Raw genomic sequence first — 25,143 nt, 5'->3', positions numbered from 1 at the left:
CGATTGCCGCCAAGCCGGCTCCCAGCCATGCGCTGTACCAGTGGGAGCCTGCTTGCCGGCGCTCGGGCCGCAAAGCGGCCCCGTGCGGTGTTACTTCTGGACGGCAGCGAACGCTTCGGCAACCCGTTGCAGGTTGGCGGGGCGCAGGCCGGACATGCAAACCCGGCCGCTGTCGATCAGGTACACGCCGAACTCGTCACGCAGGCGGCGTACCTGCTCGACGCTGAAGCCGGTGTAGCTGAACATGCCGCGCTGGCGGAGGAAGAACTGGAAGTCCTGGCCTGGCAGCAGCACGGCCAGGGCATCGACCAGCGCCTGGCGCATGTCGAGGATGCGCTTGCGCATCACTTCGACTTCGGCAGCCCACTGGGCATTCAGGCCGGCATCGCCGAGCACGCCAGCCACCAGCTGGGCACCGAAGTTGGGCGGGCTGGAGTAGTTGCGGCGCACGGTGGCCTTGAGCTGGCCCAGCACGCTCAGGGTGGTGTCGGCGTCATCGCACACCACCGACAGGCCCCCTACCCGCTCGCCATACAGCGAGAAGATTTTCGAGAACGAGTTGCTGACCAGGCACGGCACGCCGGCACGCGCCATTTCACGGATGGCGTAGGCGTCTTCCACCAGGCCTTCGGCGAAGCCCTGGTAAGCGATATCGAGGAACGGGATCAGTTGCTGGGCCTTGACCACCTCGACCACTTGTTGCCACTGGTTTTGCGTAAGGTCGGCACCGGTGGGGTTGTGGCAGCATGGGTGCAGCAGGACCACGCTGTTGGCCGGCAGGTTGCGCAGGGTGGCCAGCATGCCGTCGAAGTCCACGCCACGGGTGGCCTGGTCGAAGTACGGGTAGGTGTTCACCTTGAAACCGGCGCCTTCGAAGATGGCGCGGTGGTTGTCCCAGGTCGGGTTGCTGACCCAGACTTCGGACTGCGGGAAGTAGCGCTTGAGGAAGTCGGCGCCGACTTTCAGCGCGCCGGAACCGCCAACCGTCTGGACGGTGGCTACGCGCTTGCCGGTCACGGCGGGGTGATCGGCCCCGAACAGCAGCGCCTGGATGGCCTGGCGGTAGCTGGCCAGGCCTTCCATCGGCAGGTAAAGCGAGGCTTCGTGGTCCTGGCCGGCCATGCGTTTTTCCACCGCATCCACCGCTGCCAGTTGCGGCACTACACCGGCCTCATCGTAATACAGGCCGATGCTCAGGTTGACCTTGTCGGCGCGCGGGTCGGCCTTGAAGGTTTCCATCAACGAGAGGATCGGGTCGCCGGCATAGGCATCGACATGTTTGAACACAGCGTGCAGCTCCTTGGATCAGGACAGTTCGAAAAGGCAGACCTGAGCATACCCGGAGTGCAGGCTCAGGAACATCCACTAATGTGCAAGGTTGTCTATGCAACATTGCATGGCTGGGGATTTGTGCTGGCGGTGATGTCCCTGTCGCCAGCAAGCCAGCGCCCACAGGTACTTCACAACGCTCAGGGTTAGCGGTGTATCTGTGGGAGCTGGCTTGCCGGCGAAAGGGCCGGATCAGCCAAGCAACTCTCTCAGGCTTTGCAACTCCTGCCCGGTCACTGCCACCCCCTCCTCCTCGGCCACCTCGCGCTCGCGGTAACGTCGCTCACCCGGCATGCGCGTCAGCCCAGCGTGCTTCATCTGCTCCACCAGTTCGCGACTGCGCTGGGCGAAGCGCTCGCCCTCGGTCTTGCTCGGGTCGATCACGATGATCACCTGCCCGGTCCACGGCGTTTTCGCCCCCGGGTGCCCCGACCAGTCGAATTCCCACGAGAAATTCCCGCCGGTCAGCGCCGCCGCCAGCAACTCGACCATCATCGACAGCGCCGAACCCTTGTGCCCGCCGAATGGCAGCAAGGCGCCACCTTCGAGGATCGCCTTGGGTTCGGTAGTCGGCTCGCCACTGGCATCCACGCCCATGCCCTCGGGCAATTGCTGCCCGGCACGCGCGGCAATCTGCACGTCGCCATGGGCCATGGCGCTGGTGGCCATGTCGAAGACGATCGGGTCGTGTTCGGCGCAAGGCGCGGCAAAGGCGATGGGGTTGGTCCCGAACAGGGGCTGGCGCGCGCCATGCGGCACCACGCAGGTCATGCTGTTGACCACGCTCAGGGCCACCAGGCCCTCGTCAGCGAATGGCTCCACATCCGGCCATAGCGCGGCAAAGTGGTGCGAGTTGTGAATCGCCAGCACGGCGATACCGGCGGTGCGCGCCTTGGCCACCAACAACTCACGGGCCGCTGCAAGCGCAGGCTGGGCGAAGCCCCCCGCCGCATCGACGCTGACATAACCGGGCGCCACATCACTGACCTCTGGCGTGGCCTGGCCGTCGACCCAGCCGCTGGCCAGGGTCGAAACATAGCCCGGCATGCGGAACACCCCATGGCTGTGCGCGCCATCGCGCTGGGCGCTGGCGCAGTTGTGGGCCAGCACACGGGCCACCCTCTCGCTGCAGCCATGACGCTGGAAAATGGCCTGCAACAGGTCCTGCAACTCGGTAAAAGGCACACGCACGTCGGTGCCGGTGGAAGGTGCGGACATCTGAAGCTCCTTGTTGGTATTGGAATGGCTACAGCGTTGCAACGACAAAAACTTTCCTGCATGTGACAGCTATCTGTCAAATGTTGACTTGATGACAGAAAACATTCATTTTCTGTCGCAAGCCTCACCCCTGGAGCCGCAGCATGAGCCAACCGATCAAGCAACGCCTGGAAAACAGCCTGGAAGGGGCCGCTGCCTCGGGCCGCAAGATCGCCACCTACATGCTCGCCAACCTGCACGAACTGCCGTTCCAGACCTCGGCCAGCATCGCTGCCAAGCTGGGCGTCAGCGAATCCAGCGTCGGGCGCTTCTGCCGCTCCTTGGGTTATGCCCACCTCAAGGCACTTAAGCAAGACCTGCAGAACGACCTGGGCGATGGCCCCTGGCTGGTGGGTGACCGTTTGCAGGATTACCGCCACAACCAGGACGCCAGCGACAACGCCGGCAGCCTGGAACTGGAAATCGCCGCACTGATGCGTGTGCACGAGTACCGCCAGAGCCCGGCGTGGCACAGCGTAGCGCAACGCCTGGCGGCCAAGCCGCGGGTGTTCGTCGCCGGTTTCCAGACCGAGCGCGGCATCGCCATGTGCATGAGCCACCTGCTGCAATACCTGCGCGATGGCGTGCAACTGGTAGACATCAGCGCCGGGCACTTCGGCGAAGTGCTGCTGGGCCGTGCCGAAGACAGCGCCCTGGTGGTGTTCGAGGCGCGCCGTTATTCCCGCCACGCCCTGCTGCTGTGCCAGAAGGCGCGCGCGGCCGGCATCGCGGTCACGCTGGTGACCGACACTTTCTGTGACTGGGCCGATGCCAACGCCGACGAGGTGTTCCGCATCCCCACGGAGTTCAACCTGTTCTGGGAATCCACCTCGACAATGCTGTCGTGGGTGCACCTGATGGTCAACGAGGTCTGCAAGAAGCTCGGACCTGATGTTGAAAAACGCTTGGAAGCGACTGCCGCTCTACATAACGAATTCGTCGGCTACACCTCGTGGCCGCCGAGCAAACAACAATAGCAAGAGTGCAATGAGGTGCGAGATGAACAAGACCATGGCCTTGGTGGGTGCGTGCGCCCTGCTGCTGACCGGTGCCGCCAGTGCCGAAACCCTGCGCTTCGCCACCGAGGGTGCCTACCCGCCCTTCAACTATGTAGACGCCGATAACAAGCTGCATGGCTTCGATATCGACATCACCCATGCCCTGTGCGAACAGATGAAAGTCGAGTGCACGCTGGTGGCCCAGGATTGGGAAGGCATTATCCCCGCCCTGATGGCGCGCAAGTATGACGCCGTCGTCGCGTCGATGATCAACACCGAGGAGCGACGCAAGAAAATTGCCTTCACCGACCACTACTACCGCACTCCGCTCACTGTCGCGGTAGCCAAGGACAGCAAGATCGACAGCGCCCAGACCGACTTCGTCGGTTACACAGTCGGTGCCCAGTCGTCGTCCACCCAGGCTATCTACGCCGAGGACGTGTACGGCAAGGCCGGTGCCGATGTGAAGCTGTACCCGACCATGGACGAAGCCAACGCCGACCTGGCCGCCGGGCGCCTGGACGGGGTGATTGCCGACAAGTTCCCGCTGCACGAGTGGATGACCAAAAACGGTGGGGATTGCTGCAAGATCCTCGGAGACGTTGCCGATACCAAGGCCGATGCCGCCATTGCCGTGCGCAAGGATGACGAGGCCCTGCGCCAGCGCCTGAACACCGCGCTGCAACAGCTGGTGGCCAACGGCACCTACCAGAAGATCGCCAGCAAGTACTTTGCTTTCGATATCTACAACTGATCTCAGAGCCCGTCTCGCCTGATCGGGCCCCATCGCCGGCAAGCCAGCTCCCACAGGACCGCACAAGGCCTGAGGGATGCGCAGCCCCTTGTGGGAGCTGGCTTGCCGGCGATGAGGCCGGTCAGGTCAACACAAGGTGTTCGTCATGCTCGATCAATTGTCCTTGCTGTCCTTCGCCAGCGGAGGCTGGGGCCAGGCGCTGCTGGCCGGCGCGCTGGTCACCGTTTCCCTGGCCCTGGCCTGCCTGCCCATCGGCCTGCCGCTGGGCCTGGTGGTAGCCTTGGCGGCGCGCTCGCGCAAGCGCCTGCCCCGGGCTTGGGCCACGACCTTTTCCACAGTATTCCGCGGCCTGCCCGAGCTGCTGACACTGCTGATCATCTATTACGGCTGCCAGATCGCGGCGCAGAAAATCCTTGCGGCCATGGGCTACGAGGGAGAGTTCCTGATCAACACCTTCCTGGCTGCGATGATTGCCTTCAGCCTGGTGTTTGCCGCATTTTCCAGCGAGATCTGGCTGGCAGCCTTCAAGACCTTGCCCAAAGGCCAACTCGAGGCCTGCTCGGCGCTGGGCCTGAGCAAGCGCACCGGCTTCTTCAAGGTGGTACTGCCGCAACTCACCCGCATCGCCCTGCCCGGTTTGTCCAACAACTGGCTGTCGCTGCTCAAGGATACTTCGCTGGTGTCGACCATCTCGCTGGTCGACCTGATGCGCCAGACCAACCTGGCGGTCAGCGTGACCAAGGAGCCGATGTTCTTCTATGGCGTCGCCTGTCTGGGCTACCTGCTGTTCGCGGCGCTGTCCGGGCGGGTGTTCGCCTTCATCGAACGACGCAGTAACCGCCACCTGCAAGGAGCACGGGCATGAGCCTCGATCAACTGCTGGCACTGGTTGTCGACCCTGATTTGCTGGAGCGCTACGGGCCGCGCTTTATCGATGGCCTGCTGGTCACCGCCAAGCTGGTGGCCATTTCCTTCAGCCTGGGCGCCTTGCTGGGCTTGCTGCTGGCCCTGGCGCGGATGTCGCGCAGCCAGCTGCTGCAGCGCATGGCCGCAGGCTACGTGTACTTCTTCCGCGGTTCGCCGCTGCTGGCCCAGTTGTTCCTGCTTTACTACGGCCTGGGCTCGTTCAAGGGCTTCTGGCAGGACGTAGGCCTGTGGTGGTTCTTCCGCGAGGCGTGGTTCTGCACCTTGCTGGCGTTCACCCTGAACACGGCGGCATACCAGGCAGAGATCTTCCGCGGCAGCCTGATGGCGGTCGCACCCGGCCAGCACGAAGCGGCGCGGGCACTGAACCTGAAGCGCTCGACCACCTTCTTCAAGGTGATCCTGCCGCAATCGCTGCTGGTGGCCATCGGCCCGCTGGGCAACGAGCTGATCCTGATGATCAAGGCCAGCGCAATCGCCTCGCTGGTGACCATCTACGACCTGATGGGCGTGACCAAACTGGCCTTCTCGCGCAGTTTCGACTTCCAGATCTACCTGTGGGCTGCCGTGCTCTACCTGGTGATCGTCGAGGTGGTGCGCCGCTTGCTGAAACACCTGGAAGGCCGCCTGGGCCGCCACCTGAACTGACCGAAGGATACGTTCCATGCATTGCCAGACCCTTGTCCTCGGCGCCGGCATCGTCGGCGTCAGCACCGCCCTGCATCTGCAGGCCCGCGGGCGCCAGGTGATCCTGATCGACCGCGACGAACCGGGCAGCGGCACCAGCCACGGCAATGCCGGGCTGATCGAGCGCTCCAGCGTCATCCCCTACGCCTTCCCTCGGCAACTGGGCGCGCTGCTGCGCTACGGCCTGAACCGCCAGCCTGATGTGCGCTACAGCCTGGCGCACCTGCCCAAGGTGGCGCCGTGGCTGTGGCGTTACTGGCGCCAGTCGGCGCCTGGGCGCCTGGCCAGCGCCGCCGCCGACATGCTGCCGCTGGTGCAGCGCTGCGTCGAAGAACATGACGCGCTGATTGCCGCCGCCGGCCTGGAAGGGCTGGTGCAGGCCAAAGGCTGGATCGAGGTATTCCGCGATCCGGCGCTGTTCGAGCAGGCCAAGGCCGATGCCAAAGGGTTGAGCCGTTACGGCCTGCAATTCGAGATCCTCGAATGTGGCCAGCTGCAGGCCCGTGAGCACCAGCTGGACGCCACCGTGGTGGGCGGTATTCACTGGCTCGACCCGAAGACCGTGAACAACCCCGGCGCCCTCACCCGCGGCTACGCGGCGCTGTTCATGCAGCGCGGCGGGCAGTTCCTGCATGGCGATGCGCGCAGCCTGCGCCAGGCCAACGGCCAGTGGCGCGTGGACAGCCGCCGCGGCCCGATCACGGCCGACGAAGTGGTGGCTTGCCTGGGGCCGCAGTCGGCCGATCTGTTCAGCGGGCTGGGCTACCAGATCCCGCTGGCGATCAAGCGCGGCTACCACATGCACTACGGCACCCGCGACGGCGCGCAGCTGGAGCATTCCATCTGCGACACCCAGGGCGGCTACGTACTGGCGCCAATGGCGCGCGGCGTGCGCCTGACCACCGGCATCGAATTCGACGCCAGCAGCGCCCCGGGCAACCAGATCCAGCTGGGCCGCTGCGAAGCCCTGGCGCGCAAGCTGTTCCCGGCCCTGGGTGAGCGCCTCGACGACAGCCCCTGGCTGGGCCGTCGCCCGTGCCTGCCCGACATGCGCCCGGTGATCGGCCCGGCGTCGCGCCACCCGGGGCTGTGGTTCAACTTCGGCCACGCTCACCACGGCCTCACCCTGGGCCCGGTGAGCGGCAGGCTGGTGGCAGAGCTGGTCACCGGCGAGCGCCCCTTCACCGACCCCGCGCCTTACAGCGCGACCCGTTTCGACTGAACCCACGCGGGAGAACAACAAGATGACCGCACCACTGAGCCTTGCCAGCATTGCCCCTGAACCCGACCCGCGCCCGGTGCTCATCCGCATCGAAGGCCTGAACAAGCACTACGGCGCGTTTCACGTGCTGCGCGACATCGACCTGCAGGTGCGCGAAGGCGAACGCATCGTGCTGTGCGGGCCGTCCGGCTCGGGCAAGTCGACCCTGATCCGCTGTATCAACCGCCTTGAAATCGCCCAGCAGGGCAGCATCCACGTCGACGGTACCGACCTTGCCGCCACCACCCGCGCTGCTGCCCAGGTGCGCAGTGAAATTGGCATGGTGTTCCAGCACTTCAACCTGTTCCCGCACATGAGCGTGCTCGACAACTGCCTGCTGGCCCCCACCAGCGTGCGCGGTCTGTCGCGCAAGGAGGCCGAAGAGCGGGCGCGCATGTACCTGAGCAAGGTCGGCATCGAGAGCCAGGCGCACAAATACCCCAGCCAGTTGTCTGGCGGCCAGCAGCAGCGCGTGGCGATTGCCCGGGCGCTGTGCATGAAGCCGCGGATCATGCTGTTCGACGAGCCCACCTCGGCGCTGGACCCGGAAATGGTCGCCGAGGTGCTGGATGTGCTGGTGCAGCTGGCAGGTACCGGCATGACCATGTTGTGCGTGACCCATGAAATGGGCTTTGCCCGGCAGGTGGCCGAGCGGGTGCTGTTCCTGGAGGGCGGGCAGATCCTCGAGGACAGCCCGCCGCAGGTGTTCTTCAACCAGCCACGTACCGAGCGGGCCAAGGGGTTCCTGGCGCAGATTCTGCACTGAGCAAATTGAGTTGGCCCTGTCGCCGGCAAGCCAGCTCCCACGGGTACTGCACCGGGTTTGAAAGCTGCAGATACCCTGTGGGAGCTGGCTTGCCGGCGAGAGGCCCAGTAGCACAACCACAGAACCACCTTCATTGCAGCGCTGCAAAGACCCAACTGCATCGTTAAATATTATTGACCTCCACCCCCGGCAAACCCACGCCGGCACAGGCCCGCATCGGTTTCAGCCCCCAAAAACCGGTGCATTCCCCGCGTTAAAGCCCTCTGCTGTCGTTTGACATATCGAACGGCTCTGGCAAGCTACAGACAAGCCCCGACCGGAATCGTCGCCTCTGACGAGCCGGCAGTGCTCGGGGCTTCAGGCAGCACTCAAGGCCCCGGGCCGTGCGCCTGCACAACAACGACAGGTCGAACCTGTCCCAAGGTGACATATGTCCAACAGCAACATTGGCAACAAGCAACCTTCCCTGCGCAAACCCGTCGTCCTGATGACCATGGGCAGCCAAGAGCGCAAAGGCCATGACTACCAGGTCATGACCCACAAATACATCACCCCGCTGGTCGAGTTTTCAGATTGCGTCCCGGTACTTGTGCCCACCTGCTGCGGCACCGAAGACCTCGAGACTTATCTGGACATGGCCGACGGCGTGTACCTGACCGGCGCTGGCAGCAACATCGACCCAGCCCTGTACGGCCAGGAAAACCAGACCCCGGGCAAGGGCCAGGACCAGAACCGCGACCTGTTCGACATCCCGCTGGTCAAGGCGGCGCTCAAGCGCGGCCTGCCTATCTTCGGCATCTGCCGTGGCATGCAGGAAATCAACGTGGCCCTGGGCGGCGACATCTACCAGAAGGTCTATGCCGAGCCTGGTTTCAACGACCATCGGGAAAACCCCGAAGACCCGGTCGAGGTTCAGTACGCCCAGGTGCACAGCGTGAAGGTCCAGCCGGGCAGCTGGTTGCGCGATACCCTGGGTACCGACGAGATTCGCGTCAACTCGCTGCATGGTCAGGGCCTGCGCACGCTTGGCAGCGGCCTCGAAGCCATCGCCCACGCCGAAGATGGCCTGGTCGAGGCCATTCATGGCCCGAGCATCTCGCCGTTCCTGTTCGCCGTGCAATGGCACCCGGAGTGGCAAGCGGCGAAGAACCCTGATTCGATCAAGATGTTCCAGGCGTTCGGCGATGCTTGCCGCGCCCAGGTACGCAAGGCGCAGATCAAGCGCCAGCACGCTGCCTGACCTTCAGTTTCCTCTGCTTTGATCGCGGGGCGGCGCAAGGCCGCCCTCGCTTCCCCGGTCACCCTCTGCTGGTCCCAGAACACTTCCCGTGGATGCGGGCGGCGGGCTTGTGCTTGTCTCCGCGATCGTTTTTTGCCTTTCCTCCAAGAGATACGATGACTGCCAAGTGGTAGTCTTCAGATTTTCTGCGCCTGTGAGATCGAGCGCCGTGCGGGCGGCGCGCGATATCTGCACCAACACAAACCCTAAACCGATCACCTGTGCGCCCTGACAAAAAATTTCCTGCGAGGGGGCTAGTCATCGAACAGGTTGTACGATAACTTACCTCTAACGCAGCACAACACCCATCACCCAAGCGCCACAGGATGCCAACAACAATGAATCCCCAAGAACTCAAATCCATCCTCTCCCACGGCCTGCTGTCTTTCCCGGTCACCGACTTCAACGCCCAGGGCGACTTCCACCAGGCTGGCTACATCAAGCGCCTGGAATGGCTGGCCCCGTATGGCGCCAGCGCCCTGTTCGCTGCCGGTGGCACCGGTGAGTTCTTCTCCCTGGCCGCCAGCGAATACAGCCAGGTGATCAAGACCGCCGTGGATACCTGCGCCACTTCGGTACCTATCCTCGCCGGCGTCGGTGGTTCTACCCGCCAGGCCATCGAATACGCCCAGGAAGCCGAACGCCTGGGTGCCAAGGGCCTGCTGCTGCTGCCGCACTACCTGACCGAAGCCAGCCAGGACGGCGTTGCCGCCCACGTCGAAGCCGTGTGCAAATCGGTAAACATCGGTGTGGTGGTGTACAACCGCAACGTCTGCCGCCTGAACGCCGACCTCCTGGAAAAACTGGCCGAGCGCTGCCCTAACCTGATCGGCTACAAGGACGGCCTGGGTGATATCGAGCTGATGGTGTCGATCCGTCGCCGCCTGGGCGACCGCTTCAGCTACCTGGGTGGCCTGCCGACCGCCGAAGTGTATGCTGCCGCCTACAAGGCATTGGGCGTACCGGTGTATTCCTCGGCCGTGTTCAACTTCGTGCCGAAAACCGCCATGGACTTCTACAACGCCATCGCCCGCGACGACCACGCCGCCGTTGGCAAGCTGATCGATGACTTCTTCCTGCCGTACCTGGATATCCGCAACCGCAAGGCCGGTTACGCCGTGAGTATCGTCAAGGCCGGTGCCAAAATCGCCGGTTACGACGCAGGCCCGGTGCGCACGCCGCTGACCGACCTGACCGGCGAAGAGTACGAAATGCTCGCCGCGCTGATGGACAAGATGGGCCCGCAATAAGCGACCCTGCGGCCTGCCCTTGCCGCATCCGGAGTGGGAAAAGCCCACTCCGGTTACAATTCGTGAGCCCGCACAAAAATAACTAGTGGGAGTATTGCCAGCATGCAAGCGACTAAGAAGACGCATGTGCGCTACCTGATCCTGTTCATGCTGTTCCTGGTGACCACGATCAACTATGCCGACCGCGCTACCATCGCCATCGCAGGCTCCAGCCTGCAGAAAGACCTCGGCATTGACGCCGTAACCCTCGGTTATGTTTTTTCCGCCTTTGGATGGGCTTACGTGGCTGGCCAGATTCCTGGTGGCTGGCTGCTCGATCGCTTCGGCTCCAAGAACGTCTACGCCTTCAGCATTTTCACCTGGTCGCTGTTCACCCTGCTGCAGGGTTTTGTCGGCGGCCTGCCGGTTGCCTGGGCAGTGGTCACCCTGTTCACCCTGCGCTTTCTGGTCGGCTTCGCCGAAGCCCCGTCGTTTCCGGGCAACGCCCGCATCGTCGCGGCCTGGTTCCCGACCCAGGAACGCGGCACCGCCTCGGCGATCTTCAACTCGGCGCAATACTTCGCTACCGCGTTGTTCGCACCGATCATGGGCTGGATCGTGTTCAGCTTCGGCTGGGAGCACGTGTTCGTGGTCATGGGCGCGCTAGGTATCGTGTTCTCGATGGTGTGGCTGAAGACCATCTACAACCCACGCCAGCACCCCCGCATCAGCCCGGCCGAGCTTGCACACATCGAGCAGAACGGCGGCCTGGTGGACATGGACCAGAAGCGCGGTAACGCTGGCCCGAAATGGGGCTATATCAAGCAGCTGCTGACCAGCCGCATGCTGCTGGGCGTGTACCTGGGCCAGTATTGCATCAACGCCATCACCTACTTCTTCCTCACCTGGTTCCCGGTGTACCTGGTGCAGGAGCGTGGCATGACCATCCTCAAGGCCGGCTTCATCGCCTCGCTGCCGGCGGTATGCGGCTTTATCGGCGGTGTACTGGGTGGGGTGATCTCGGACTGGCTGCTGCGCCGTGGCAACTCGCTGACCTTCTCGCGCAAACTGCCGATCGTGTGTGGCCTGCTGCTGTCGACCACCATGGTGTTCTGCAATTATGTCGACGCCGAGTGGATGGTGGTCGGTTTCATGACCCTGGCCTTCTTTGGCAAAGGCATCGGCGCGCTGGGCTGGGCGGTGGTGGCCGACACCTCGCCCAAGCAGATTGCCGGGCTGTCGGGCGGCCTGTTCAACACCTTCGGCAACATCGCCTCGATCACCACGCCCATCGTCATTGGCTACATCATCAGCGCCACCGGCTCGTTCAAATGGGCGCTGGTCTATGTGGGCGCCAATGCCTTGGTGGCGGTATTCAGCTACCTGGTGATCGTCGGCCCGATCAAGCGTATCGAACTGCGCGACGATGCCCCCAAGCCACAGGCTGAGCCTGGCGCCAATGGCGAACTGGCCAGCTCGCGTCACTGAGTGAACACGCCCGCGCCGGACACCGGTGCGGGCGGCTGTACAAAAAGCCTGAGAACCTGACACGTAGGGCCAAAACATGCAGTTGATCGAACATTCCGACTCGCCCCGCTACGTCCGCCTGCACGACGACGACAATGTCGTGGTAGTGGTCAACGACGGCGGCCTGGGCGAAGGTGCCCGCTTTGCCGACGGCCTGACCCTGGTCGAAGGCGTACCGCAGAGCCACAAGGTGGCCGCCGTGGCTATCGCCAAAGGCGAGCCGGTACGCCGTTACGGGCAAATCATCGGCTACGCACTGGAAGACCTGCGCCAAGGCAGCTGGGTACAGGAAAGCCAACTGGCCATGCCTGCCGCGCCAGCGCTGGACAGCCTGCCGCGCTGCGATGCTGTGCCGCAACCGCTGCCGCCGCTCGACGGTTTCACCTTCGAAGGCTACCGCAATGCCGATGGCACCGTCGGCACCCGCAACATCCTCGGCATCACCACCACCGTGCAGTGCGTGACCGGCGTGCTGGAACATGCCGTCAAGCGCATTCGTGACGAGCTGCTGCCAAAGTACCCCAACGTCGATGATGTAGTGGCCATCACCCACAGCTATGGCTGTGGCGTAGCCATCAATGCCCGCGACGCCTATATCCCGATCCGTACCGTGCGCAACCTGGCGCGTAACCCCAACCTGGGCGGCGAGGCACTGGTCATCAGCCTGGGTTGCGAAAAGCTCCAGGCCGGCCAGGTGATGCACGACAACGACCCGTCGGTCGACCTAAGCGACCCTTGGCTGTACCGCTTGCAGGACGCCAGCCTGGGCTTCGTGGAAATGATCGAACAGATCATGGCGCTGGCCGAAACGCGCCTGAAGAAACTCGACCAACGCCGCCGCGAAACCGTGCCGGCCAGCGAGCTGATCCTGGGCATGCAGTGCGGTGGCAGCGATGCCTTCTCGGGCGTTACTGCCAACCCGGCGCTGGGCTACGCATCCGACCTGCTGGTGCGCGCCGGTGCCACGGTGCTGTTCTCGGAAGTGACCGAGGTGCGTGATGCCATCTACATGCTGACCTCGCGGGCAGAAAACCAGCAGGTTGCCGATGCCCTGATACGTGAAATGGACTGGTACGACCGCTACCTGCAGCAAGGCGCCGCCGACCGCAGCGCCAATACCACACCCGGCAACAAGAAAGGCGGCCTGTCCAACATTGTCGAGAAATCCCTGGGCTCGATCGTCAAGTCGGGCAGCGGTGCCATCCAGGGCGTGCTGGGCCCGGGCGAGCGGGTTGAGCGCAAGGGCCTGATTTTCTGCGCCACCCCGGCCAGCGACTTTGTCTGCGGCACCCTGCAGCTGGCTGCCGGCATGAACCTGCACGTGTTCACCACCGGCCGCGGCACCCCGTACGGCCTGGCCATGGCCCCAGTGGTGAAGGTGTGCACCCGCAGTGAACTGGCGCAGCGCTGGCCCGACCTGATCGACATCGACGCCGGGCGTATCGCCACGGGCCGCTCGAGCATCGAGGAGCTGGGATGGCAACTGTTCCACTACTACCTGGACGTGGCCAGCGGCCGCAAGCAGACCTGGGCCGAACAGCACCGCCTGCACAACGACATCACCCTGTTCAACCCGGCGCCCATCACCTGATGGTTCGGGTTTGCCCAATTCAACATTGCAACGCCGTCCCTGTGGGAGCAAACGCCTCAAGCACGTTCTCTTCCCTCACTATTATCTACAGGAGCACCCCATGCCTGAAATCCTCGGCCACAACTTCATCGCCGGCCAGCGCAGCGCCGCTGGCTCACAGCGCCTGCAGAGCCTGGACGCCAGCAGCGGCGAGGCCCTGCCCTACAGCTTTGCCCAGGCCACCGAAAGCGAAGTGGACCAGGCGGCCAACGCTGCTGCTGCCGCGTTCGCCGAGTTCCGCCAGCTGGCCCCGGCGCGCCGCGCCGAGTTCCTTGATGCCATCGCCGCCGAACTGGATGAACTGGACGACGCCTTCGTCGCCATCGTCTGCCGTGAAACCGCCCTGCCCGCCGCCCGCATCCAGGGTGAGCGTGGCCGCACCAGCGGCCAGATGCGTCTGTTCGCCCAGGTGCTGCGTCGCGGCGACTTCCTCGGTGCCCGCATCGACCTGGCTCTGCCAGAGCGCCAGCCACTGCCGCGGGTAGACCTGCGCCAGATGCGCATCGGTGTCGGGCCGGTCGCCGTGTTCGGCGCCAGCAACTTCCCGCTGGCCTTCTCCACCGCGGGCGGCGACACCGCGGCTGCACTTGCCGCCGGCTGCCCGGTGGTGTTCAAGGCGCACAGCGGCCACATGGCCACTGCCGACCTGGTCGGCTGCGCCATCGTCCGCGCCGCAGAGCGCACCGGCATGCCCAAGGGTGTGTTCAACATGGTCTTCGGTGGCGGCGTGGGCGAGTGGCTGGTCAAGCACCCGGCCATCCAGGCCGTGGGCTTCACCGGTTCGCTGAAAGGCGGCGATGCCCTGTGCCGCATGGCCGCCGAGCGCCCGCAGCCGATTCCGGTGTTCGCCGAAATGTCCAGCATCAACCCGGTGATCGTGCTACCGGGCGCCCTGGCCAAGCGCGGCGACGCCATCGCCCGTGAGCTGGCGGGTTCCGTGTGCCTTGGCGCCGGCCAGTTCTGCACCAACCCAGGCCTGGTGATCGGCCTGCAGTCGCCGCAGTACAGCCAGCTGCTGACGGACCTTGGCCAACACCTCGGCCAGCAGGCCGGCCAGACCCTGCTCAATGCGGGCGGCCTGCGCAGCTACGCGGGCGGCCTGGAACACCTGCACGCCCATGCCGGAATCCAGCACCTGGCCGGGCAACCGCAGGAAGGCAGCCAGGCTCGCGCCCAGCTGTTCAAGGCCGACGCCCGCCTGCTGGTCGAGTCCGACCCGCTGCTGCAAGAAGAAGTGTTCGGCCCTACCACCGTGGCCGTGGAAGTGCAGGACACCGAGCAGCTGCGTGCTGCCCTGCTGGGCCTGCGCGGCCAGCTGACCGCGACCCTGATCGGCGAGCCCGAGGATTTCGAGGCCTTTGCCTGGCTGGTGCCGCTGCTGGAAGAGAAAGTCGGGCGGATACTGGTCAACGGCTACCCGACCGGTGTCGAAGTGTGTGACGCAATGGTGCACGGCGGGCCATACCCGGCCACTTCCGATGCGCGCGGCACGTCTGTGGGCACCCTGGCCATCGACCGCTTCCTGCGCCCGGTGTGCTACCAGAACTACCCGCAGGCGCTGCTGCCCGAGGCGCTGCGCGACGGCAACCCGCTGGGGCTGCGCCGGCTGGTGAATGGACAGTGGAGTGACGAGGCGGTCTGATTGATTGCCTGAAAGCACAAAGCCCTGCGCAAGGCAGGGCTTTTGTACTGGAGGTTGTGACCTATTCGCGGGCTAACCCGCGAATAGGGCCTCAAGCCCCTTGCGCCTCAGCCTCTTCATGCGCCTGGCGCAAGCGTTCGCGGCTATTGCTCAGGTGCATGCGCATCGCCATCTTGGCCCCTTCGCTGTCACGCCGGGCGATGGCTTCGTAGATCGCCTCGTGCTCGTGCATCAGCCGGCTCATGTAGTGCGCCTGGTCATCATGGGCCAGCCGCGCCGAATTCAGGCGGGTCCGCGGGATGATGCTGGTGCCCAGGTGGTTGATGATGTCGGCGAAGTAATGGTTGCCGCTGGCCTGGGCAATGCGCAGGTGGAACTGGAAGTCCGCCGACACGGCATCCGTGGCATTGGCTGCCCCCTCGTTGAGTTCATCCAGCGCCGCACGCATGCCCGCCAACGCCTCATCGCTGCGCCGCTGCGCCGCCAGGCCTGCCGACTCGATTTCCAGGGCGATGCGCAGTTCCAGCACCGCCAGCACTTCGCGCAGGGTCACCACGGTCGCCGGGTCGATACGAAAGCCCCCGGTGGATGGCGCGTCCAGCACAAAGGTGCCGATGCCATGGCGGGTCTCCACCTGCCCGGCAGCCTGCAGCCGCGAGATCGCCTCACGCACCACGGTGCGGCTGACGCCCTCTTCGGCCATGATCTGCGATTCGGTCGGCAGCTTGTCGCCGCGCTTGAGCTGGCCGCTGCGAATACGCTCGGTCAGCACCGTGACCAGTTCCTGGGCCAGACTGCGCGGCTTGCGCCGGGTCCTTGCCTGTACCTGCTGCTCTGTCATTGCCCTGTGTTTCACCTTGAAAGACAGCGCTCATCATAGCGCAAGCAGTTGTACGATCACATACACCGGGTGCGGTATTTATTGCTCAAGCCTTGGGATCACGGTTTGGGTAACCCGGCACAAGTGCTGGCCCCGAGCCTGCACTGCGCGGTACTGTGTGCCTTCACGCTCACTTATCCATGGAAGGAAACGCAGCATGAAATCTGTCGACCGCGCTTTACTCGCCAGTGGCCTGCTGATCCCCTTGTGGCTGCTGACAGGTGTATGGCTCACGGCACGCGCGTATCCCGGCTACGACCACCTGCAACAGGCCATGAGCCAGCTCGGCGCCGCTGGCTCGCCTACCAGCAGCTGGTCGCCGCTGGTCAACAACTTCCCGTTGGCCGCGCTGTTTGCACTGTTCGCCTGGGGCCTGGCGCGGCGCTGGCGTGGCTCGAAGCTTGCGCTGCTGAGCGCCGGCCTGGTGTTGCTGCATGGCGTTGGCAGCCTCGGCACCGGCTGGTTCCCCTGCGACCAGGGTTGCGCAGCCGCGCAGCCGTCCACCTCCCAGCAACTGCACAACCTGTCCGGGTTGCTGATGTTTCTCTCGCTGACCCTGGCCAGCGCCCTGTGGGCCTGGCTGGGCAATCGGCTTGCCGGCTCGCGGGCCTTGGCGTTGTTTTCCCTGGCGTGTCTGGTGCTTGCCATCGTCACTGCCGGGTTGATGGGCCAGGCGGTCGAGAGCGGCCAGCTGTTCGGCCTGTACCAGCGCCTGAACTACGCTGTGTCGGTGCTATGGGTAGTGGGCCTGGCATCGGCCAGCCTGCGCAAGCCAGCTGCCAACCCGTTGCGCCTGGCGGTCATCTGACGGCAAATTGCTGGCCCCCGACTGCCGAAAGCGAAGGCAAACTTCGTTTTTCTTCAGATGCTTAGGACAGCAACATGCGAGTACTTCTAGCAACGATGGCCGGCTGCCTGCTGGCCACGCTCGCTTCGGGCGCCCAGGCGCGGGCCCTGAGCCAGAATGATCGCCACACCTGCGGCTGGGGTGCACAGATTGCCGCCGAGGCGCAGCAGGCCAAACTTTCCGGGGTAACCCTGTATGCCACGCGCAAGAAGCTGCAGGTGCGTAAGTTTGCCAAACCCTGGATGCGTATGACCGCATTTGGCATTACCGAGCAGACCTACAACAGCCGTTCTCGGCTGAAGCCTGCGGCGATCAAACAGACATACTATGAGCAATGCGTACAGCATGCTGTAGCAAAAAGATAAATTGATATTTATCAATTAGTTAATAAATAAATATAAAGCTATTTAGGAGAAATAATTCACTGGCGCCCGCCACGTCCAGCTGCCAATCCGGCAGCACCCGCACCAGGCGCCCGCTGGCCAGGTCTTCGCCCATCAGCCAGTCACCGCCAGCAAGAATGCCCACGCCACGCCGAGCCGCTTGCAGCAGCGCTTCGTTATCGTTGCTGCGCAGGCTGCCGGTGACCTTCACGCTTACTTGCTGTTCACCACTCATCAGTCTCCATTCAGGAAATGAGCGCAAGCCACTGAAACCTAAACAATTGTGGTCCGTCAACTGATGCGGATTCACTGGCGCACCCTGGCGCGCCAGATAGTCGGGTGATGCGCACAGGATGCGCTGGTGATCGCACAGTTTTCTCGCCACCAGGCGATTGTCCGCCAGTTCCCCAATGCGGATGGCAGCGTCGAAACCCTCGCCGATCAGGTCGACGAAGCGGTCGGCGTACTCGGCCTCGACCATTACCTGCGGATACGTCAGCACAAAGTCGGCCACCATCGCGCTCAACCAACGCCGGCCCATGGCTGCCGGCAACGCCAGGCGCAGGCGACCACGCACGCTTGCCGCGCCTTCGGCAGCCTGCTGTTCCGCCTCGGCAATCAGATGGTTGGCCTCGCGCACCTTGGCCACCAGCCGCTCACCCTCATCGGTAAAGCGCAACTGCCGCGTGCTGCGAGGCCACGTCCACGCCTTGCCCGTGGGTCAGCTCGCGCACCTGACTGTGTTCCAGCCAGACCTCGCCTGCCGCTGGTGGTAGCACGTTCAAGTGTTCGAGCTGCATGACATCGGCCGGGCCGGTGCTGTCGAGCATGATGCGGGTAGCCATGATCGAATCCTGTTGGATGGAAGTTCGAGTCAGGCTATTGGGTCAGGCAAAATTGAACAATCAGGCGGGGTGCAGATGATTTCTGCACCCCTTGCAGCGATCGCTCAGTGCATCAGCACCCGGTCAGCACCGCAGGGCGCCGTTCGCCGGCGAAGAACAACGGGCGCAGGCGCACGCCGATCAGGTTGCCGGTATACGCCGCCACCAGCCACAGCCAGCCATGCACGCTGCCCGAGGCGATGCCGCTGAAATACGCACCGATGTTGCAGCCATAGGCCAGGCGCGAACCGTAGCCCAGCAGCAGGCCACCGATTACCGCAGCAACCAGCGACGCAAGCGGGATCTTCAGGCTTGGGGCAAAGCGCCCGGCCAGGCCAGCCGCCAGCAAGGCACCCAGCACGATGCCCAGGTCCATGACCGTGGTGACGTCCTGCCACAGCGGCGAGGCCAGCGCCTTGGCATTGGCCGGGGCCTGCCAGAACACCCAGCTGCCGACATCCACGCCAAGGCCGTCGAGGGCTTTGGCGCCCCACAAGGCGAAGGCCGAGGTAATACCCCACGGCCGTCCGGCCAGTGCCAGGGTGGCGTAGTTGAGCAGGGCCAGCGCGATGGCACCCCACAGCAAAGGCCACGGGCCGCGCAGGAAGCGACGCAGGCCCTGGTACTTGCTGGCAACGGGTGCCTCCAGCGCGCCATGGCGGCGTTTTTCCAGCAATACGGTGGCCCAGGCTATCAACCCGAACACCGCCAGGCTGACCAGCAGCGCCGGCCCGACACCCCAGGCCTGCACAATCGAGGTTGCCGGCAACGACGGCAAGGCAAACCACCAGTCGGCGTGGTGGGTGGCAGTGACCGAACCGATGATGAAGAACAGCAAAGTCACCAGCATGCGTGCATTGCCGCCACCTACCGTGAACAACGTGCCGGACGCGCAGCCGCCGCCCAGTTGCATGCCGATGCCGAAGATGAAGGCGCCGAACACTACCGAGACCCCGGCCGGGGCCACCAGGCCGGTGACCGGGTTGCCGAACAGGCTGCCAGCCGACAGCGCCGGGAAGAACAGCAGCACCGCCACGGCCAGCATGACCATTTGCGCCCGCAGACCCGCGCCACGGCGCTCGTTGATGAACACCCGCCAGGCCGAGGTGAAGCCGAAAGCCGCGTGATACAACGTCAGGCCAAGCGCGGCGCCGACAAGTAGCAGCAACACCTGTTTGAAGCCGGCGTTGAGATTGAGAAACCAGGCACCGGCCAACAGCAGGGCCAGGGCAATTACGGGTGCGCCCAGGCGACGCGGTTCGGGTGTGGCGGTTGCGGAAAGACCCATCGGTGTACTCGGATAACAGTGAAACGGGTGGGGAGTATAACGCCTGTGGCGGCCTCGGTCGTTGCAGGACCGCGCGCAGCCGAGGTATTTGATAAGCTGATCAAGCCAGCCAGAACTGACCAAGGCCATTCACCCTATGGATGAACTGCGCAAGATCGACCTCAACCTGCTGCTCGCCCTGCACGCGCTGCTCAGCGAAAAGCATGTGACCCGCGCCGCCCTGCGCCTGCATCGCAGCCAACCGGCGGTAAGCCACGCCCTGGCACAGTTGCGCAAACATTTCGACGACCCTTTGCTGGTGCGTCAGAATGGCCGCATGGCACTCACCGCCCGTGCACAGTCCCTGGCCACACCGCTGCAGGACGCTCTGGGCAACCTCAACGGCCTGCTGGCCACCCCGCAGTTCGAACCCGCCAAGGCCCAGCGCCGTTTCAGGCTGTCGCTTTCGGACTACTCCTCGCGCATCATCCTGCCACCCCTGCTGCGCCACCTGCGCCAGGTTGCCCCAGGGGTGGACCTGGCCATCAGCCAGGCGAGCCGCGACAGCATGCTGGCCCAGTTGCTCGACGGTGAACTGGACCTGGCATTGGGGCTGTTCCCCGACCTGCCGCAGGACATCACCGTCCAACCCCTGTTTGCCGACAGCTTCATCAGTGTCGCCGATCGCCAGGTGTTGCCCGACCGCGGCGGCCTGGCCCTGGATGACTGGCTGGCGCGACCGCATGTGTTGATGGCCATGCGCCCGGATGCCTTCGATGAGATCGAGCGCGCGCTCGCAGCCCAAGGCCTGCGCCGACGTATCGCCCTGGCCTTGCCGCACTGGAGCGCAGCGGTCGAGGTACTGGCCGGTACCGACCTGATCCTGACCGTGGCCAGCCGTGCAGTGGGCTCACTGCGCCAGCACCCGACGTTGCGCAGGTTCGAGCCTCCACTGGCGATACCCGCATTCGACTACCAACAGGCCTGGCACCGCAGGAAGGACAGCGACCCAGGCCACCGCTGGTTACGCGAAACGGTATGGGCGTGCAGCCAGCCGGGCCGCTAGTCAGCCGTCAGACTGTTCTACAACCGGGGCGGTAGTCACCTTTGAACCCGCAGCCCACGTGCCCTGCACTAGCAGCACTCCGCACAGGATCAACCCTACCCCCACCAGCCTGGCCACGCTCAGCGGCTTGCCGCCCAGCCCCATCATCCCGAAATGGTCGGCGACAACTGCCGTGATGATCTGCCCGGCAACCACCAACACCAGAAACCCCGCCGCCCCCAGCTTGGGGGTAAGCGCCGCAGCGCCGGCCACGTACAGTGCGCCCAGTACACCACCCACCCATAACCACCAAGGGCCTTGCAGGGCTTTGCCCAGGTCGGGCGCCGGCACCCGCAGCACCAGCAACGCGGCAATCACCACCACTGAGCTCACCGTCAGCGAGGTGAACGCGCCCCACAACCAGTGCCCCAACGCCCGGCCGACAGCGGCATTGCCCGCCGCCTGGAACGGCAGCACCGCCCCCGCCACTAAGGCCATGGCCACTGGCAACACCAGCAGTATCATCGGTTTGCTCAGCACGATCGTTCTCCATCTGTCTACGCATGACCCACATGATGGTTCGGTCAGCCCCGATGATGGAAATCAAAGACATGCACGCCCATTATTCGTAGCATGCATGCACCGCACGACCACATGGAGGTGGCTGAAATGAATGAACGTACAACCTTTATCGACCTTGGCCAGTTGCCCACGCGCAACCTGGCCGAATGCCTGGCAGTGAACCAGGCGGTCCTGGTCAACGCATTGGCAAGCCAACTGCCCGGCTCCTTGGCACAACAGTTGGCGGAGTGTGCCGAAGCCGCCCAGGCGATGGGCCTTTCGAAAAAAATCGCAGCGATCGGGCTGGCGCTCGGTCAGTGGCTGGAACAGGCACCGCCGTCCGTTGCCGAAGCCGTCTTCGAGCACTGCAGTGCGCACCTGTCCGATACGGTGCGCAGTTGGGCGGCCTTCGCCCAGGCGTACCTGTCGCGCGACCTGGACCTTGAAGCAGCCTTCCTGGCCCAGCTGCGCTTTGCGCGCGATGAGCATTTCGGCGTCCGCGAATGGGCCTGGATCGCCCTGCGCCCGCGCTTGACCCACAATTTGGACAGTGCGCTGGTGCTGCTCGCCCGGCATGCCAGCGACAGCAACCCGCTGGTACGTCGCTTCTGCATCGAGGTGCTGCGCCCGCGCGGCGTCTGGTGTGAGCACATTGCCGAGCTCAAGCAAACGCCGGAAGCAGCCGAGCCACTGCTGGTACCGAACCTCGCCGAAACAGAGAAATATGCGCAGGACTCGGTCGCCAACTGGCTCAACGATGCCAGCAAGAGCCGGCCCGATTGGGTGATTCAGCTATTTGAACGATACCCGCCGTCATGCAAGGCATCACGGCGGATCCACCTGCGGGCAACCCGAAGCCTGCCCAAATGATTGTCAGCGCGAGGTTTCTATACGCAGTACCTCGGTGTAGATCGCATCGACCGTCTGCCCGACCTTGAGATTCTTCATTCGCGCCTGCAGGTCAGGGTTTTCTACCTTGACCACCTGCAGCTTGCCCTCGGGTGGCAACAGGCTTACCTCATGCTGTTTCAGGTCGATCTTCTTGATCTGCGAGGTGACCCTGACCTGGCGGAACGCTTCGCCGCCCGGGTTGGGGTTAGCCGCCGTGGCCCGGATGGTACCGGACTCCTCGCTGGCCTTCGGCGCCCCGCCCACTTGTGTATTCAGTACATAGGCCACCGCCCGGGTGACGTAGATGTCGACCTGGTCACCGACTTTGAGGTTGGGCAGCGCCTTGGCTTTTTCGGTGAGCTGGAAGGTCACATCTTTCTTGTCATCCGGGCCCTTCACTGTGACCTGGCGGTTGGCCATATCAATGGCCGTGACCTGCGTGGTGACATGGCTTTCGAGCGCCTCGCTGGCAATGGGGATATCGGCAGCCTGCGCCGTGAAGCTGGCAGCAGAGGCCAGCGTGGCGAGGGCAACAGCACGAGCAACTGAGCGAATCGGGTTCATAGGCCTGCTTCCATGTGATCAAGACCGAACGGGTGGGTGAACTGTGTATGCGCTGACAAGCATAGCCATTCCCTGCCGCTGTGCCGGAACCCGCCCTTGCGACCCATTTTGTCTGCTGGTCTCTGTGGGAGCGGGTTCACCCGCGAACACCGGCTAAGTCGGTGCCATGCACCGCGGTGCCAGCTTCCCGGGTGAACCCGCTGCCACCCGAGGATGCGCCATCCTCGGTAAGTATGTTGAAGCAGCCGCCTGGTAGTTCTCAGCGGTTACGCGTCACCCGCCACACCGTGTTCGCCAGGTCGTCGGCAATGATCAACGCCCCGCGCGGATCCACCGTCACCCCCACCGGCCGTCCACGGGTCTTGCCATCTTCACCCCTGAATCCCGTGGCGAAGTCGATGGGTTCCCCCGCCGGCTTGCCGTCGCTGAAAGGCACGAAAATCACCTTGTAGCCCACCGGATTGGGCCGGTTCCAGCTGCCGTGCTCGCCCACGAACACGCCATTGGCGAAGCGCTCGCCCATGGCCGGGATCGAAAAATCGACGCCGAGCGCTGCGACATGCGAACCGAGGCTGTAGTCCGGCTTGGTGGCCGAAGCGACCTTGTCAGGGTTTTGCGGGCGTACCCGGTCGTCGACATTCTGCCCCCAGTAACTGTAGGGCCAGCCGTAGAACGCCCCCTCCTTGACCGAGGTGAGGTAGTCCGGCACAAGGTCCGGTCCCAGCTCGTCGCGTTCGTTGACCACCGCCCACAGTTGCCCGGTCTGCGGCTGCATGGCCAGCGCCGTCGGGTTGCGCAGGCCGGTCGCGTAAGGCCGGTGCGCGCCGGTTTCGGCATCTACCTGCCAGACCATCGCCCGGTCGATCTCCACCTCCAGGCCACGCTCGGTGATGTTGCTGTTGGAACCGATGCCCACGTACAGATAGCGGCCATCCGGGCTCGCAGTCAGCGACTTGGTCCAGTGGTGGTTGATTTCGGCCGGCAGGTCGGTGACCTTGGTCGGCGGGCCACCGGCTGTGGTCTGGCCGTCCTGGTAGTCGAAACGCACCAGCGCATCCTGGTTGGCCACGTACAGCTTGCCGTTGGCAAACGCCAGGCCATACGGCGCGTTGAGGTTGTCCGCGAACACGGTCTGCACCTCGTAGGTGCCATCACCGTCGGCGTCGCGCAGCAGCGTCAGGCGGTTGCCACCTTTGACCTGGGTGTTGCCCTTGGCCTTGATCTGGCTGGCGATCACATCCTTGGGCTTGAGCTTGGCCGCGCTGCCACCCCTGCCCTCGGCCACCAGAATGTCGCCGTTTGGCAGCACCAGGCTCTGGCGCGGAATCTTCAGGCCGGTGGCAATGGCCGTGACGCTGAAGCCCTCTGGCACGGTGGGTTTCTGTTCACCCCAGGCGACCGGTTCGGCAATCTTCATGCTCGGCAGCAGACCGCGCTGCGGGTCAGGCAGTTTCGGGTCTGGGCCACGGGCCTGGGTCGGCTCGCCATCCCCGCCACACGCGCTCAGCAGCAGCGCCACGCTTAACAGGCTCAATGCATGCAAAGGCTTCATGCCGCACCTCCCGAACGCAAGTTGCTCAGGCCGGTCCAGGCAGCTACCACTGCAAGCACCGTCACGATCACCGACAACACCAGCCCCGATGGCATCACCGCCCAGGCGTCCTTGGCATGCTCGAAGGCATTGATCAGCCCGAGTACCCAGGTCACCAGCAGCAGCAGGAAGTACAGCGTCGGCCGCCCGCCCTTGCGCTCGGCGCGGACCAGGTTGGCCAGCGCGAACAACAGGGTCAGGCCACAGAACACCAGGCCACCGGCTATCAGCCAGGCAGCGAAGTTGCTCCACTGAATCTGGTAACTGTTGAAGTAGGCGATGTCGCTCAGTAGCGCGCCTAGAAACAAGGGCACACTGCCAGCCAGCAACAGTGCATGCAGTGGGCTGGGCGTGCAGCGGTACAGCGCTTGGTCAGATGCGGTCACGGTGCCTCCTTTTCATTCAGTGACCCGGGCTGATGGCTGTGCACCATCAGGTGAGCGCAGGATGCGCCTAGCAAGGGAGCCCCTTGACGACGCGATAGTTCACCGCTTCGCTTGAAATGAAATATTCTGTCAGGCATTCCATGCCCAGCGCAGAAGAGGACGCCATGAGCAGAACACTGATCCATCCGGTCGGATGCTGGGCGCTGACCGCGCTGCTCGCCCTCAGCCTGGCGCTCACCGCCGGCTGTTCCAGTAAAGCCGGCAAGGCGCGCTACGCGACGCCTGCCACAGGCTCCAATTGCTTCGCCAAAGCCGTACCGACAACTGGCGAAGGCGGCCTGGCGTGGGGCGACACCCTGAGCATTGCCCGGCACAAATCCATGAACAATTGCATGCGCTATGCCAGCCGGTCGGGAGGTACGCCCAGGACTTGCCAGGTGGTGATGGCCAAGTGCAAAAACTGAGTATGTAGGCTATTTGCTGTCAGATAATTCCTACAACTTACAGCACAACTTCTCCCGCACAGTATCGCGCAAACAAAAACACAAACATACCTCAATA

25 protein-coding genes and 1 pseudogene are annotated in these 25,143 nt (G+C 64.1%); 16 read left to right on the top strand and 10 right to left on the bottom strand.

Annotated elements, in window-relative coordinates; genetic code table 11:
- Positions 1 to 90 precede the first annotated feature (90 nt).
- Together AC5O5R_RS12190 and AC5O5R_RS12185 are read right to left on the bottom strand one after the other, a co-directional pair.
- Positions 91 to 1,287 (bottom strand): amino acid aminotransferase, encoded by a 1,197-nt coding sequence (locus AC5O5R_RS12190; protein ID WP_494515405.1) that lies wholly within the window; start codon positions 1,285 to 1,287, stop codon positions 91 to 93.
- 234 nt (positions 1,288 to 1,521) lie between these two features.
- Positions 1,522 to 2,547 carry an Ldh family oxidoreductase gene (locus AC5O5R_RS12185; RefSeq protein WP_494515404.1) on the bottom strand — a complete coding sequence of 342 codons (1,026 nt, stop codon included), beginning with the start codon at positions 2,545 to 2,547 and terminating at the stop codon, positions 1,522 to 1,524.
- A gap of 143 nt (positions 2,548 to 2,690) precedes the next feature.
- Here AC5O5R_RS12185 and AC5O5R_RS12180 point away from each other — a divergent pair, with 143 nt between their 5' ends.
- The 11 genes from AC5O5R_RS12180 to AC5O5R_RS12130 all read left to right on the top strand — a co-directional run bounded on the left by AC5O5R_RS12180 (position 2,691) and on the right by AC5O5R_RS12130 (position 15,283).
- Positions 2,691 to 3,563 carry a MurR/RpiR family transcriptional regulator gene (locus tag AC5O5R_RS12180; protein ID WP_172220075.1) on the top strand — a complete coding sequence of 291 codons (873 nt, stop codon included), beginning with the start codon at positions 2,691 to 2,693 and terminating at the stop codon, positions 3,561 to 3,563.
- Positions 3,564 to 3,585: 22 nt separating this feature from the next.
- Positions 3,586 to 4,338 (top strand): transporter substrate-binding domain-containing protein, encoded by a 753-nt coding sequence (locus AC5O5R_RS12175; RefSeq protein WP_172220078.1) that lies wholly within the window; start codon positions 3,586 to 3,588, stop codon positions 4,336 to 4,338.
- 145 nt (positions 4,339 to 4,483) lie between these two features.
- Positions 4,484 to 5,203: an ABC transporter permease gene (locus AC5O5R_RS12170; RefSeq protein WP_172220081.1), complete on the top strand. Its 720-nt coding sequence runs from the start codon at positions 4,484 to 4,486 to the stop codon at positions 5,201 to 5,203.
- Positions 5,200 to 5,910: an ABC transporter permease gene (locus AC5O5R_RS12165; RefSeq protein ID WP_172220084.1), complete on the top strand. Its 711-nt coding sequence runs from the start codon at positions 5,200 to 5,202 to the stop codon at positions 5,908 to 5,910. The genes AC5O5R_RS12170 and AC5O5R_RS12165 overlap by 4 nt, the downstream gene beginning before the upstream one ends.
- 16 nt (positions 5,911 to 5,926) lie before the next feature.
- Positions 5,927 to 7,171: an NAD(P)/FAD-dependent oxidoreductase gene (locus AC5O5R_RS12160; RefSeq protein ID WP_494515403.1), complete on the top strand. Its 1,245-nt coding sequence runs from the start codon at positions 5,927 to 5,929 to the stop codon at positions 7,169 to 7,171.
- 22 nt (positions 7,172 to 7,193) lie between these two features.
- Positions 7,194 to 7,976, top strand: coding sequence for an amino acid ABC transporter ATP-binding protein (locus AC5O5R_RS12155; protein WP_172220090.1), 783 nt, complete (start codon positions 7,194 to 7,196; stop codon positions 7,974 to 7,976).
- 430 nt (positions 7,977 to 8,406) lie between these two features.
- The gene (locus AC5O5R_RS12150) at positions 8,407 to 9,216 is read left to right on the top strand and encodes a gamma-glutamyl-gamma-aminobutyrate hydrolase family protein (protein ID WP_172220093.1); all 810 of its coding nucleotides are present in this window, start codon (positions 8,407 to 8,409) and stop codon (positions 9,214 to 9,216) included.
- Positions 9,217 to 9,593: 377 nt separating this feature from the next.
- Complete coding sequence (kdgD, locus tag AC5O5R_RS12145; protein WP_172220096.1) at positions 9,594 to 10,505, top strand: 5-dehydro-4-deoxyglucarate dehydratase; 912 nt, start codon at positions 9,594 to 9,596, stop codon at positions 10,503 to 10,505.
- Positions 10,506 to 10,607: 102 nt separating this feature from the next.
- Positions 10,608 to 11,972 carry an MFS transporter gene (locus tag AC5O5R_RS12140; RefSeq protein ID WP_172220098.1) on the top strand — a complete coding sequence of 455 codons (1,365 nt, stop codon included), beginning with the start codon at positions 10,608 to 10,610 and terminating at the stop codon, positions 11,970 to 11,972.
- Between the two features lie 76 nt (positions 11,973 to 12,048).
- Positions 12,049 to 13,602, top strand: a complete 1,554-nt coding sequence (gene garD / locus AC5O5R_RS12135) for a galactarate dehydratase (RefSeq protein ID WP_172220101.1) — start codon at positions 12,049 to 12,051, stop codon at positions 13,600 to 13,602.
- A gap of 100 nt (positions 13,603 to 13,702) precedes the next feature.
- Positions 13,703 to 15,283, top strand: a complete 1,581-nt coding sequence (locus AC5O5R_RS12130; protein WP_172220104.1) for an aldehyde dehydrogenase (NADP(+)) — start codon at positions 13,703 to 13,705, stop codon at positions 15,281 to 15,283.
- A gap of 91 nt (positions 15,284 to 15,374) precedes the next feature.
- On the opposite strand, the gene AC5O5R_RS12125 is transcribed toward AC5O5R_RS12130, so the two are convergent.
- The gene (locus tag AC5O5R_RS12125) at positions 15,375 to 16,124 is read right to left on the bottom strand and encodes a FadR/GntR family transcriptional regulator (RefSeq protein ID WP_172220107.1); all 750 of its coding nucleotides are present in this window, start codon (positions 16,122 to 16,124) and stop codon (positions 15,375 to 15,377) included.
- 196 nt (positions 16,125 to 16,320) lie between these two features.
- Here AC5O5R_RS12125 and AC5O5R_RS12120 point away from each other — a divergent pair, with 196 nt between their 5' ends.
- Positions 16,321 to 16,971, top strand: coding sequence for a DUF998 domain-containing protein (locus AC5O5R_RS12120; protein ID WP_494515402.1), 651 nt, complete (start codon positions 16,321 to 16,323; stop codon positions 16,969 to 16,971).
- A 74-nt stretch (positions 16,972 to 17,045) separates the two neighbouring features.
- Positions 17,046 to 17,375, top strand: coding sequence for a hypothetical protein (locus AC5O5R_RS12115; protein WP_172227892.1), 330 nt, complete (start codon positions 17,046 to 17,048; stop codon positions 17,373 to 17,375).
- Between the two features lie 67 nt (positions 17,376 to 17,442).
- Here the strand turns inward: AC5O5R_RS12115 and AC5O5R_RS12110 are convergent.
- From AC5O5R_RS12110 to AC5O5R_RS12100, 3 genes and pseudogenes are all read right to left on the bottom strand, one after another.
- A pseudogene (locus tag AC5O5R_RS12110) lies at positions 17,443 to 18,087 on the bottom strand (substrate binding domain-containing protein); the annotation flags it as partial.
- A complete protein-coding gene (locus AC5O5R_RS12105; protein ID WP_172227890.1) occupies positions 18,056 to 18,238 on the bottom strand; it encodes a hypothetical protein in 183 nt (60 codons plus the stop codon). The gene AC5O5R_RS12105 and the pseudogene AC5O5R_RS12110, both read right to left, overlap by 32 nt.
- Before the next feature lie 112 nt (positions 18,239 to 18,350).
- Positions 18,351 to 19,565, bottom strand: a complete 1,215-nt coding sequence (locus AC5O5R_RS12100) for a YeeE/YedE family protein (RefSeq protein ID WP_172227888.1) — start codon at positions 19,563 to 19,565, stop codon at positions 18,351 to 18,353.
- Between the two features lie 136 nt (positions 19,566 to 19,701).
- On the opposite strand from AC5O5R_RS12100, the gene AC5O5R_RS12095 reads away from it, so the two are divergent.
- The gene (locus AC5O5R_RS12095) at positions 19,702 to 20,610 is read left to right on the top strand and encodes a LysR family transcriptional regulator (RefSeq protein ID WP_172227886.1); all 909 of its coding nucleotides are present in this window, start codon (positions 19,702 to 19,704) and stop codon (positions 20,608 to 20,610) included.
- Here AC5O5R_RS12095 and AC5O5R_RS12090 read toward each other — a convergent pair whose 3' ends face one another.
- Complete coding sequence (locus AC5O5R_RS12090; RefSeq protein ID WP_172227884.1) at positions 20,611 to 21,129, bottom strand: DMT family transporter; 519 nt, start codon at positions 21,127 to 21,129, stop codon at positions 20,611 to 20,613.
- A 129-nt stretch (positions 21,130 to 21,258) separates the two neighbouring features.
- Here AC5O5R_RS12090 and AC5O5R_RS12085 point away from each other — a divergent pair, with 129 nt between their 5' ends.
- Positions 21,259 to 22,020: a hypothetical protein gene (locus tag AC5O5R_RS12085; RefSeq protein WP_172227882.1), complete on the top strand. Its 762-nt coding sequence runs from the start codon at positions 21,259 to 21,261 to the stop codon at positions 22,018 to 22,020.
- 3 nt (positions 22,021 to 22,023) lie between these two features.
- On the opposite strand, the gene AC5O5R_RS12080 is transcribed toward AC5O5R_RS12085, so the two are convergent.
- The 3 genes from AC5O5R_RS12080 to AC5O5R_RS12070 form a co-directional block, all read right to left on the bottom strand.
- Complete coding sequence (locus AC5O5R_RS12080; protein WP_172227880.1) at positions 22,024 to 22,605, bottom strand: hypothetical protein; 582 nt, start codon at positions 22,603 to 22,605, stop codon at positions 22,024 to 22,026.
- A gap of 259 nt (positions 22,606 to 22,864) precedes the next feature.
- Positions 22,865 to 24,157, bottom strand: coding sequence for a PQQ-dependent sugar dehydrogenase (locus AC5O5R_RS12075; protein ID WP_172227878.1), 1,293 nt, complete (start codon positions 24,155 to 24,157; stop codon positions 22,865 to 22,867).
- A complete protein-coding gene (locus AC5O5R_RS12070) occupies positions 24,154 to 24,582 on the bottom strand; it encodes a DUF2231 domain-containing protein (protein WP_172227876.1) in 429 nt (142 codons plus the stop codon). The genes AC5O5R_RS12075 and AC5O5R_RS12070 overlap by 4 nt, the downstream gene beginning before the upstream one ends.
- Before the next feature lie 164 nt (positions 24,583 to 24,746).
- Between AC5O5R_RS12070 and AC5O5R_RS12065 the strand changes: the two genes are divergently transcribed.
- Positions 24,747 to 25,046: a hypothetical protein gene (locus AC5O5R_RS12065; RefSeq protein ID WP_172227874.1), complete on the top strand. Its 300-nt coding sequence runs from the start codon at positions 24,747 to 24,749 to the stop codon at positions 25,044 to 25,046.
- Positions 25,047 to 25,143: the final 97 nt, after the last annotated feature.

This window comes from Pseudomonas sp. 8_5_2, assembly GCF_059295255.1.
The sequence above is the reverse complement of the archived record's forward strand: the minus strand, read 5'-3'. Positions and strand labels throughout refer to the sequence as shown.